This is a genomic window from uncultured Roseovarius sp. (genome assembly GCF_963972555.1).
GTDB lineage: Bacteria > Pseudomonadota > Alphaproteobacteria > Rhodobacterales > Rhodobacteraceae > Roseovarius > Roseovarius mucosus.
The window spans coordinates 18,887-30,034 of record NZ_CAXAUM010000012.1; the positions used below are offsets into that span (position 1 = coordinate 18,887).

10 protein-coding genes are annotated in these 11,148 nt (G+C 60.7%); 1 reads left to right on the top strand and 9 read right to left on the bottom strand.

Features of this window, described 5'->3' with window-relative positions:
• Positions 1–21 precede the first annotated feature (21 nt).
• The 9 genes from AACZ65_RS12415 to AACZ65_RS12455 all read right to left on the bottom strand — a co-directional run bounded on the left by AACZ65_RS12415 (position 22) and on the right by AACZ65_RS12455 (position 9,684).
• Complete coding sequence (locus tag AACZ65_RS12415; RefSeq protein WP_339671296.1) at positions 22–1,140, bottom strand: flagellar basal body P-ring protein FlgI; 1,119 nt, start codon at positions 1,138–1,140, stop codon at positions 22–24.
• On the bottom strand, positions 1,137–2,147 hold the full coding sequence (locus AACZ65_RS12420) for a flagellin (RefSeq protein WP_339671298.1): 1,011 nt from the start codon (positions 2,145–2,147) through the stop codon (positions 1,137–1,139). The genes AACZ65_RS12415 and AACZ65_RS12420 overlap by 4 nt, the downstream gene beginning before the upstream one ends.
• Positions 2,148–2,149: 2 nt before the next feature.
• A complete protein-coding gene (gene flgK, locus AACZ65_RS12425) occupies positions 2,150–3,598 on the bottom strand; it encodes a flagellar hook-associated protein FlgK (RefSeq protein ID WP_339671300.1) in 1,449 nt (482 codons plus the stop codon).
• A 33-nt stretch (positions 3,599–3,631) separates the two neighbouring features.
• A complete protein-coding gene (locus tag AACZ65_RS12430; RefSeq protein ID WP_206018483.1) occupies positions 3,632–4,933 on the bottom strand; it encodes a flagellar hook-basal body complex protein in 1,302 nt (433 codons plus the stop codon).
• Between the two features lie 87 nt (positions 4,934–5,020).
• Entirely contained in the window at positions 5,021–5,884 is an 864-nt protein-coding gene (locus AACZ65_RS12435; RefSeq protein ID WP_339671302.1) for a flagellar motor protein MotB, read from the bottom strand.
• Between the two features lie 91 nt (positions 5,885–5,975).
• Positions 5,976–7,376 (bottom strand): TRAP transporter large permease, encoded by a 1,401-nt coding sequence (locus AACZ65_RS12440; protein ID WP_037276717.1) that lies wholly within the window; start codon positions 7,374–7,376, stop codon positions 5,976–5,978.
• 12 nt (positions 7,377–7,388) lie between these two features.
• Positions 7,389–8,021, bottom strand: a complete 633-nt coding sequence (locus AACZ65_RS12445) for a TRAP transporter small permease (protein WP_339671305.1) — start codon at positions 8,019–8,021, stop codon at positions 7,389–7,391.
• Between the two features lie 75 nt (positions 8,022–8,096).
• Positions 8,097–9,116 (bottom strand): C4-dicarboxylate TRAP transporter substrate-binding protein, encoded by a 1,020-nt coding sequence (locus tag AACZ65_RS12450; protein WP_339671306.1) that lies wholly within the window; start codon positions 9,114–9,116, stop codon positions 8,097–8,099.
• Positions 9,117–9,384: 268 nt separating this feature from the next.
• On the bottom strand, positions 9,385–9,684 hold the full coding sequence (locus tag AACZ65_RS12455; protein WP_052115463.1) for a hypothetical protein: 300 nt from the start codon (positions 9,682–9,684) through the stop codon (positions 9,385–9,387).
• A 91-nt stretch (positions 9,685–9,775) separates the two neighbouring features.
• Here AACZ65_RS12455 and AACZ65_RS12460 point away from each other — a divergent pair, with 91 nt between their 5' ends.
• Entirely contained in the window at positions 9,776–11,038 is a 1,263-nt protein-coding gene (locus tag AACZ65_RS12460) for an MFS transporter (RefSeq protein WP_339671311.1), read from the top strand.
• The last annotated feature ends 110 nt before the right edge of the window (positions 11,039–11,148 follow it).

Here is an 11,148-nt window from a genome sequence, read left to right on the forward strand (position 1 = left end):
CGGCCCCAAACCGCCGCGCCCTCATCGCACGACGAATTCGGCATGCAGCGCCCCGGCCGCTTTGATACTCTTGAGTATATCGATCATGTCTCGCGGGGCCACACCCAGCGCATTCAAGCCCGCAATCACCTCCGAGAGTGAGGTTCCGGGCAAAACCTCAGCCAATCCGATCCCCGGCTCTTCTTCTATCCCCGCCTGCGTGCGCGGCACCACAACTGTCTCGCCTTGGGCAAAGGGATTGGGCTGGATCACCAGTGGCGTTTCCTGAATGCGCAGGGTCAGATTGCCCTGCGATACGGCCACCCGCGATATTCGGACATCTTGCCCCATTACGATCGTGCCGGAGCGTTGATCCACCACCACTCGCGCCTTGCGCTCGGGTTCGACCAGAATATTCTCGATCTGGCCAAGCGCATGGGCAGGCGAAGCGGCACGCATGCGCGAGAGCGTCAATTGCACAGTGCCCGCGTCAAGCATAAAGGCCGCGTCGCGGCCGAGGGTGCCATTGATCGCTCTCTCGATCCGCGCAGCCGTGGTAAAATCCGGCTCTCTCAGGGCAAGACGCACCGAATCCAGCGCGGTAAAGTCAAAGTCGATTTCGCGTTCGACCCGCGCACCAGAGGGAATCACGCCCGCCGTCGGCACCCCTTGCACAACCCCGCCCGCATCCCCTTGGGCGGCCACACCGCCCGCGATTATGGTACCCTGAGCCACGGCATAGATCTGACCATCGGCCGCATTCAGGGGCGTCATCACAAGGGTTCCGCCCAACAGGCTCTTGGCATCACCAATAGCGGATATGGTTACGTCGATCTGGCCCCCAGCCCGGGCAAAGGGGGGTAATTCCGCGGTGACAAAGACTGCAGCGACATTCTTGGGTCGAAATTGCTCCCCCGAGACGTTTATCCCGAGGCGTTCGAGAATGTTCGACATTATCTCTTCTGTGAACGGCGCGTTGCGCAGCCCGTCCCCCGTGCCATTCAGGCCCACAACAAGGCCATAACCCACAAGATCATTGCCGCGCACCCCGTCGAATTCGACCAGATCCTTGATCCGGATAGGGCTGGCGGATGCCGCCACGCCAGCGACCGCAAGAGCCAGAGTCGCAATCCCCCTGACGATTTGCAACCAGAGACTCATGGTAGGAAATTCAAGAGGCTGAGGCGCGACGCGCGCGCCGTGACGGTATATAGGGACTCCAATTGGAATTGCACCTGCTCCAATTCGACCGCTGTCTCGAACGCGTCCACTGAGATCAGTTCCGCGCGCGCAATCTCGAAACTGGTGATTTCAGTGGCGATGCGCACGGTCGATTGCGCGATCCGGTTCTCAGCTTGACCGAGACTGGCGCGCATTTCGGTCAGCACATCCTGATGCGCCAAGAGCGCGACACCCGCCCCCGAGGCAAGGCCGATCCGATCATCCAACCCTAGGGAAAGATCTGAATCATCGCTGACGGCGATCAGGGTCACCTGCTTGAGCGCCTCGCGCAAGCCCTTATCATCAGCCCGGATATCAAGAGCCACAGACTCGCCCGAGCCAAGCCTGTAAGTGGCGCCCTCGCTATTCCCCCCCTGATAAATCGAGGCCAGAAATCCGCCTGTGGAACTATCAAAAAAGATATCCAGTCGGCTTTGGACCTCTGCGGCGTTCGTGGCCCCAATGAGTGCGCTTCGCACCTCGGACAGCAGAATTTCGGCTGGGGCCAGCGGGCTTGTTTCGGTCTGCGCGCCAGAAAACAGGGAACGACCGGCGACCTCGGTGTTAAGAGACCCGATAAGAGAGCCCATGGTCTGAGCAGCAGTCGCGGCAAGGTCTGAGACTTGGCGAGTTGTACCTGCCGTCCCGAGGGTGATGGCCTGCGCCGCCAACTCGGTGGTTGCGCTCTGCACACGGGCGAGGGAGGCCTGCATAACCTCTGTATCGGTTGCGGCCTCGCGTGCGGCCGTACGATGCCCCGACAAGAGCACCAACTCGTGCTCGATATCGGCCAGTGGCAGGAAGTTTCCCGACAGGTGCCGCCCAAGGTCCGCAGCCCGTCCGCTGCTCAACTCCAGCCCAAGGCGGTCCAGTTGCTGGCGTAGGTCCACGCCTTGCCGGCGCAGCGCAAAGGATTGGGCAAGATCACCAATGGTCTGAAAATTCATGGTCATATCCTCAACAGGGTATCAAGCATGTCATCAATCGTCTGGATCATGCGGGCATTGGCGCCGAACGCCTGCTCCACAAGCAAGAGGCGCTGCAGTTCCGCGTCGCTGTCTACGCCGGTGGCCAATTCTTGCGCCCTGAACTCTGCGGCCTGACCCGTGGCAAAGCTCTGGCGTTCTTCAGTTGCGACCCGCTCTAGAGAGAGGCTTGAAATCAGGGTGGCGGCATGATCGGCGACAGAGCGCGTGCCACCTCCCAAAAGGCCGGACGGCAAACTGCTGGACTGCGTCAAGGCGCGGCTCAACGCTCCAAGTAGCGCCCCGCTGCCTGGTGGCCCGGCGAGCGGCGCCCCGAGACCGTCTCGAATCCGGAAAAGGGCGCCCCCTTGGGCGGGATCGACAAGACGTGTGACTGCGATCCGGTTGGCAATGCCCGGCTCGTTTTCTGCCGCAAAGGCAGTGCCCGCATCTGTCAGGAAACCCGGCGCGTTAGGCGCGCGCGTCGCGTCCAGGCCCGGTTCCTGAAATCGCTCCACCAGATCGCGTGCCAGCACATCGAGCTTTGCATTCACCTCAACCGCCGCGCGATCCCGAATGTCGAACAATGCGCCAAGCCGCCCACCTTGCAACGGCCCTCGGTCGGCAGCGATAGTCACCTCGGTGCCGTCGATTGCGATGCCCGAGAGATGCCCCCCTTTGTATGTCATGTGTGGCGTCACCAGCGGCGCAGGTTCAAAGGTGAGGCTGACTGCCCGACCATCCAGCAGCATTCCCCCGCCAGTGGTCACAAGCGCCACAGAGGTATCCCCGCGCGGCAGCTGCCGCAGAGGAACGATCAGTGACAGCGCGTCAATCGCACGTTGGCGCTGATCCTCAAGTGCTGTGATGTCATGACCGCGCGACTGACCCTTGGTGATCTGGGCGTTGAGCGCGGCGACATCTTTGAGACCCGCGTTCAGCGCCTGTACCGCTGTGGCGATGTCGCGATCTGCGGCCGTTCTGAGGCGCGCGATGTCTGCGGCGGCATCGTTGATCCCCGTGGTCAGGCCCTGCGCGGCACTCAGGACCGCCGCAAGCCGGTTCGTGTCCTCGGGGCGGTTGGCCGCCGTTTCGAGCGCCACTTCAAATGCGGCCAGACGACCTGTCAGGGAGTTCGGCGCATCGGGCGTGCCAACCGCATTCTCGACCGAGCGTGCAAACCTGGCCTGCACCTCAGAGGCCGCGCGCGCGCTGTCGGCCAGACGCCGGTCGGACAGAAGACCCTGATCGACCTGCCGCACAACACCCGTGACCTGGACGCCACGACTATCCCGCGTCGCCGCAAGCGTGATCTCGCGCGGCGCGAACCCCTCGGTCAGCGCGTTCGCGAGGTTCCCCGACAGCACGTCGACCGCGCGGGTGTTGGCAGCCAGCCCGCTGAGGGCGCTGGACAAGGCCGAGCCGAGGGTCATGGCATTTCCTTTCCTTCTGCCTCAAACAGGCGATTAGCGGATGATATTGGTTGTTTCCTGCAACATCTCGTCGACGGTTTGGATCACCTTGGCATTCGAAGAATAGGCGCGCTGTGTCTGGATCATATCTGTCAACTCGCCCGCAACATCGGTGGCGGATTCCTGGCGGGCAAAGGCCACGATATCGCCCGTCGGCCCATCCCCCGCATCCCACAGGAAAAACGAACCGCTAGCGGTCGAGGGCAGGTAGGTCTGTTGGTCCATCGACACCATACCATTCGGATTGGGCAGATCCACGAGCGGCACCTGATAGACGATCCGGCTCACGCCTGTGTCAAAGGTGGCGCGAACAAATCCGTTGGCGTCCACTTCGGCAGAGGTCATGTTGCCGACCGGAGAGCCATCCTTGGCGATGGAGAGCGGCGCAAAGCTGTCCGAAAGCTGGCTCATCCCATCGGAGGTGCCGGGGCGCCCGATATTGATCTCGATCGGTCCGCCCGCGACATCGACGATGATGGTGCCGCTGCTCGGATCATAGGCGCCGCCTGTTAAACTCTGGACATTGAGAAGAGTGCCCCCCGTCTCACGCGCGTCGTCGAAGGTCAAAACATATTCCCCGATCAACGCATTGCCCTGCGCGGAGTCGGTCAGGGTCACGGTCCATTCATTCGAGAGACCCGTGGTGGGAACAGTCGGCGCGAACTGCATCGAAATCGTCTCAGACGTGCCGAGATTGTCGAAATACTCGATCGAGAGCTGCTGCGGATCGCCCAAACTATCAAAACGCGTATCCGTGGCAGGTAGGTTGATGCCCAGATTAATGGCGGTGGTCGGCTCGCCGGTCAGTTGGTTGACATTGATCTGGACGGGTTCCAGCCCGGTGCTCGTGTCGCGGGAAAACTCGGGGATGGAGCCATCGGGATTGGCGGGCCAACCCAAGAGAACGAGCCCGGATTCCGTGACCAGCCGACCTTGGGAATCGGTGCGGAACGAACCGGTTGTGGTCAGCAACATCTGCGGATCGCCGTTGCCAACGGCAAGGTCGGTGACACGCGCCACCGGCAAAAACCCACGGTCACGCACAGCGAGATCTGTTGGGTTCGCAGAGCTGACAATCGCGCCGCCCTGATCAATCAGGCGCTGCGTGCCTGCGCGCACCCCGCCTGCCGCATAGCTGCCACCACGACCAGAGATGACGACCGACTCGAAATCAGCCTCGACCCGGCGATAGCCAAAGGTTGATGAATTGGCGATATTGTCCGAGATCGTGGCGAGCCGCGTGGCATTCGCGTTCAGCCCCGCAACGCTGGCATTGAGTGAGGAGGAAATTGTCATGGATACGCCCTTCTGCTGCGTCGACCAACCTTGGGACACAGGCATACGCGCGTAACTTTAACAGTCCGCTAATGGATAAAAATCTCGCTAGTTCTCCCTATCTCGGGATCGCAGCAGGATCAGCTGGAGCCTGTTGTTGCGCAGGTCCATCGGATCGGTGACATTCGGAGACCGGTCCGCATGGCCCGTGATCCGGCGCATTCGGGCGGCCGCGAGACCCGCCTCCTCTAGCATCCGACGAAACTGATTAGCACGTGCGGTGGACAGGTCCCAGACAGGGTTTCGGACCAGCGTAATGGGCCGCGCACGCGCGTAGCCCGCAAGTGCCGCATCGTTGATCACAAGATTGGCTGCAGAGGCCAAGAGCACCGAAAGGTCTTGGAGCAGTCGCGTCGGACTGGTCTGTTCTGCCTCAAAAAGCAGGGCACCGGGCAGGTCGATAATCTCGATCACCAGCCCCTCATCGGTGACACGGGTCACGATGTGGCGCAACAGGTCGTCCGATACCATACTCTCGCCGCTGCGCCCTGTCAGCATGGCTTCGATGGTGGAAAACGCCTGTGCTTCGGCCTCTTGTTCAGTCGAAAGGTTGCCCCCCTCGACCTGGCCCATTTCGCCTCGCGCCTGCTGGCTGGAGGTTGCCAGACGTTGCGAGGCACCAGTGCCATTCTGCGCCAGAACATCCTGAGAAATGACGCTCTCGCCACCAAAGGCACCTTCACCCCCGCCTGAGGTGCGGCTGATCGGGACGGTCGGGCTGAAATAGTCCGATATCCCCTTGCGTTGTTGTTCCGTCGTCGCGTTCAACAGCCACATCAGCAGGAAAAAGGCCATCATGGCCGTGACAAAGTCTGCATAAGCGACCTTCCAGGCACCGCCATGATGCCCACCACCGCCCACAACCTTTTTCCGTTTGATGATGACTGGCGCGGCATTGCTCTGCGCGCCCATTCTCACCACCTTTGTACTCACCCGCGTTAAGGGTTAGCACAACAGAGCTTACCGGGCTGTTAACACCTCAAGTTTTAACAACATACCGGTCCTAAGCCTGCCCCGGCAACCACAGGACAATCGCCGGAAAGGCCACCAGCAGCGCAATTGTGATGGCATCCGCGACAAAGAATGGGGCCACGCCTTTGAACACATCCTGCACGCTGATATCGTCCCGCACCCCCGCCACGACAAAGCAATTGAGCCCGATGGGTGGGGTGATCAAACAGAATTCGGCCATCTTAACCACGAGTATCCCGAACCAGATCGCGCACATTGGCCCCGACATGCCAAAGGTGCTGTCGGCCGCGCTGACCGCAACGCCGCCATTCAGCGCCATGACCGCCGGATAGACCACCGGCAGCGTCAACAGCAGCATTCCGATCGCATCCATGAACATGCCCAAAACCGCATAGGCCAACAGGATGCAGATCAGGATAAGCATCGGCGACATGGTCAGAGAGGTGATCCAATTGGCAAAGGCATGCGGCAGATCCGCAAAGCCGAGGAAGCGCACATAGATCAGCACGCCCCAGATGATCGTGAAGATCATCACGCTCAGCTTGGCGGTTTCCAGCAACGCATCCTTCAACTCGGGCCACCGCATCCCACGATAGAGCGCGACCAGAAACACGAGAAACGCCCCTATCGCCCCGCCTTCGGTCGGGGTGCCCCAGGCATCGCCGCCAAAGGGGTTGTAGACAAAGAACACGATGGTCACGACCACAAAGACGATGGGCAGCGCAGGAGGCAATGAAACGAACCGCTCGCGCCATGTAAAGCCCGTGACCGGCGGGCCGAACCCCTTGATCGTCAGGGCCAAACCGATGATCAAGGTCACATAGACAACGGCCGAGAACACCCCCGGTACGAAGCCCGCCAACAAGAGCTTGCCTACGTCCTGCTCGACGATGATGGCGTAGATCACTAAGAGCGCGGAGGGCGGAATCAGGCTGGCCAAGGTGCCGCTGGCTGCCACGACGCCCGCAGCAAAGCGCTTGTCATATCCGATCTTGAGCATCTCGGGGATGGCGATGCGGGCAAAGACCGCTGCCGTCGCCACGCTCGCCCCCGACACGGCGGCAAAGCCCGCGGTGGCAAACACCGTCGAGACCGCAAGCCCCCCCGGAACCCATGCAATCCAGCGCTTTGCCGCCTCGAACAGCGCCTGCGTGAGGCCTGCGTAATACGCGAGATATCCAATCAGGATGAATGTGGGAATGAGGCTCAGCGCCTGCGAACTCACCTTGGAATGGGGCACCTGCCCCGCGGTCTTGACTGCAACGGTCAGGGCCCAGAAGAATTCGTCACCCGCATAGCCCTTTTTGGACCAGAAAATCCAGATCAGGCCAATGACACCGGCAAGGGCCGCTGCAAAAGCCACCCGCATGCCCAAAATCACGACGACCAGCATGATACCGGTGACGACGATTCCGATCTCTATGGGTTCCATCAGGCGCTTTCCTTACGTGTCATGGCCGGTCAATTGCGCGGCTTCGCGCGCGGCTTGCGCGGCCACATCCTCGATCAGGGGCACCGCTATTGGTTGCTCGGACCCAGAGATGAATGCCCGCCCATAAGCCCAGAGTTGCAGTGTCAGCCGTAGTGAAAGCACTGCAAAGGCGATGGGTGCCAATATCTTGGCGGGCCAGATCGGCAGGCCGATGTCGATGGTGCTGTCCCGGCTCCACATCGGCGCGGCCCAATCGAAACTGCGCTGGAAATGCGCCCAACTGCCCCAAACCAGCAGTAGCATCAGGACCAGCACCGCCAGCGTCGTGATGAGCTCGACCAACCAGAGCGTCCGGCCACGCAGCATCCCGACCACCACATCCATGCGAATATGCCCGCCGTCCCTCTGCGTATAAGCCACGCCCATGAACGCAATAAGCGGCATGATCTGTTCGATCCAGTCGACATAACCGGGCACAGGCTGATTAAAGAAATTCCGCCCACTGACAGAGATCACCGCTAGGATCATGATGCTGAAGACCGCGAGGCCGCTCAGCAGCGCGAGCAGCCGCTCTAGCCGATAGAGGCGCCGGTCAAGATGGCTCAGAAGGCTGTTATCGGACAGCACAGATGCAGAGCCCGCCATCGGTTTTCCCCCCTGTTTTTATGGGATGAGAAACGGCCCGCCGCGCGGATTGCGGGGCGGGCCGACGTCATCGGCTCAGGAGCCACCCTTGATTTCAGTCAGTTTGGTCGTGACGAAATCATAGAGTTCCTGCGCCGGCAGGCCGCGTGCGGTATTCTCTTCGATCCAGCTCTGCGCGGCCGGCCCAGCCGCCGCTTCCTTGAACGCATCGAGCGACGCCTGATCAAAGCTGACCGAGGTAATTCCGCGCTCTTCGAGGGCCGGGCCCCATGCCTTCATGGTTTCGTTCTCGTAATAGTCGATGTAATGCGCCAGCGCCTCATCGACCGACCCCAGCAGCGCCTCGCGCTCGGCATCGCTCAGGGCATTGAGAGCATCGGTATTGACGACAACCGGGCAATTCACCGTGCCGGGGTTGAGGTTGGCGGTCCACCATGTCGCGCTCTCGATGGTGCCAAACGACATATGGGCATGCGGTGCAAAGCTGACGGCCTTGACGACACCGCTATCCATCGACTGCCGCACTTCGGTCGCCGACATCGAGGTGGGCACAGCACCAATAGCCTGCATGGCCGCGCCGATCCCGCCAAGAGCGCGCACGCTCATGCCTTGGAAATCTTCGGGGCTGTCAGGCACGTCACCGGCGCCGACAAAATTATACTGCGGCATCGGCGTGGGCATCAAAAGCGTGGCATTCCAACGTGCGAGATCGGCCTGAACAGCCGGATGCGCATAGAGCGCTTGCGCCAGCGCCGTTTCCTGCTTCAGCGTTTCCACGCCGAGGAAGGGCAATTCCATCACCGTCAGCGACGGATTTTTGTCGGCGTGGTACCCGGCACAAAACTGCGCCATCTCGAACGCCCCGATGGAAATCCCGTCAAGGTTCTCCTTCTCGTTCGAGAGGCCGCCATAGCTGATGTTCAGGGTGAACTCGCCATTGGTCTTGGCGCTCACCAATTCCGCAATCTTTTCCACATGCTCGGTAAAGGCGCGGCGCTTGCCCCAAACGGACACGTTCCACTCCGTTGCCATCGCCTCGCCCGCAAAGGCAAGGCTAAGGGCCGCCACGGCGGTGTAGCTCAGATATTTCTTCATGGTTTTGCTCCCTGTTTGACTTGTTTGATTGGGGTTGCCATGCGGAAATGTGCCAACATTGTTCTTTGTAAACAATGAATATCGACGGCAACCCAGTTGATTACCGTCACAACACACCAGTAGCGCCGTTTTGTCCAGCCTTAGCTGACCTGGGTCGGGGCCAAGACGATGGCGGCATCGCGCAACCGTCGGCGGCCCAAGGCCGGCATGAGAGGCAAACCAGCCTTTCGCAAGTCGCGCCGATCAGTCGTCTTGAGGAACATTCGCGTCAGAATTGCGGCAGACCGTCATCAAGTTCATAGGACTTGATCGCAATCAGCGGCTGTTCGGCATCATGTGCAAATACGAACACATGCGCTCGATCATCCGCAAGTGTCATGCGACAGAACATCTTGTCCATGTCGAACTCTGCCGGACATATCGCAAGATCGACATGCTCGATGGCGTGCTCGAACACCTCATAGGTCATGCGCCCGTCGGCGACCTTGACCGTTTCGGCATGAGATGCCGCCGCCGCAACACCGCAAAGAGCGGTAAGACTAAGAGCACGCAAGAAGGAGAGTTTCATTATCTGATTCCTTTTATCAGGTATTTGAACTTTTCACATACTGTTTTAGTCAACTAATTGTAAAGCCTCGTCTGGTCAGTCCCCTGACGCCATGCTAAACGCGGTCCATTCGCGTGACGAAAGTTTTCGTATGCTTGACAGTGCGCCCGCCAAACCTGCCCTCTCGCGGCCTGAATTCATCGCCATGATGGCGATGATGGCCGCGACAGTCGCGTTCTCCATCGACGCTATGCTGCCCGGTCTGCCCCATATCGCCGAGGCGCTGACACCGGACGCTCCGAACCGCGCACAGCTGATCATCACCGCCTTTTTGCTGGGGCTTGGGGTGGGCACCTTTGTTTCCGGCCCGCTTTCGGATTCCTTTGGCCGTAAAAGGGTGATCCTGATCGGTGCGGCGATCTATACGGCGGGGGCCGGCCTGGCAATGGCAGCCCCAAGTCTTGAGACATTGCTTGCCGCGCGCGCGGTACAGGGTATGGGCGCTGCGGCCTTTCGCATCGTGTCGATCGCGATCATTCGCGATCTCTACGCGGGACGCGAAATGGCACGACTCATGTCCTTCGTGATGATGGTCTTTGCGCTGACACCTGCCATGGCCCCCTTTCTGGGCGCGGGCCTGATCGTACTGACGGGTTGGCGTGGGGTGTTTGCGGCCTTCGTGGTCTTTGCGCTGGCCCTGTCACTCTGGATGGCGCTGCGCCTGCCTGAACCCCTGCCACCACAAGCGCGCCGCGCGTTTCGGGCCGCCCCCCTCTGGGCCGCGCTGCGAGAGGTTCTGGCCCATCCGGTGACACGCGTGGCCATTGTTGTGCAAATGCTGTGCATGACCACGCTTTTCACCTCGCTCAGCATGGTGCAGCCCGTGTTCGATCTGACATTCCATCGCGCAGACAGTTTCCCCTACTGGTTTTTCCTGATGGCGCTCATTGCGGGCTGTGGCAGTTTCCTAAACTCCCGTCTTGTCATGCGCCTTGGGGTAGAGCGGATGGTGAGCGCAGCACTGGCGTCACAAATCGCGCTGTCCATTGTCGCGATTGCGCTCTGGCAGATCGGCCTGCCGCCCGGCGCGCAATTCGCCACCTTCCTGATCTGGCAGACCAGCGTTTTCTTTCAGGCTGGGCTGACGCTTGGCAATCTCAATGCGCTGGCGATGGCCCCTATGGGCGCAATCGCAGGCATGGCCGCAAGCGTGACCGGCGCTGTGGCCACCGTGGGCAGCGTCGCGATTGCCGTGCCCATCGGGCAGCAATTCGCGGGCACCCCGATGCCTGCGCATCTTGGCGTGTTGGGCGCGGTGCTGACAGGCTTTGTCCTGATGCAACGCTTGCGGGCGCGCACTGCGGAGATGGTCTGAGTCATTTTATTTTGTATACCGTCGCATACTATCTTTATCGGACGCAAATTATCCGCTAAGACAAGCCCAATCCAACGAGTCGCGCGCCTGCGCCGCAGGGCCGCCGCGCG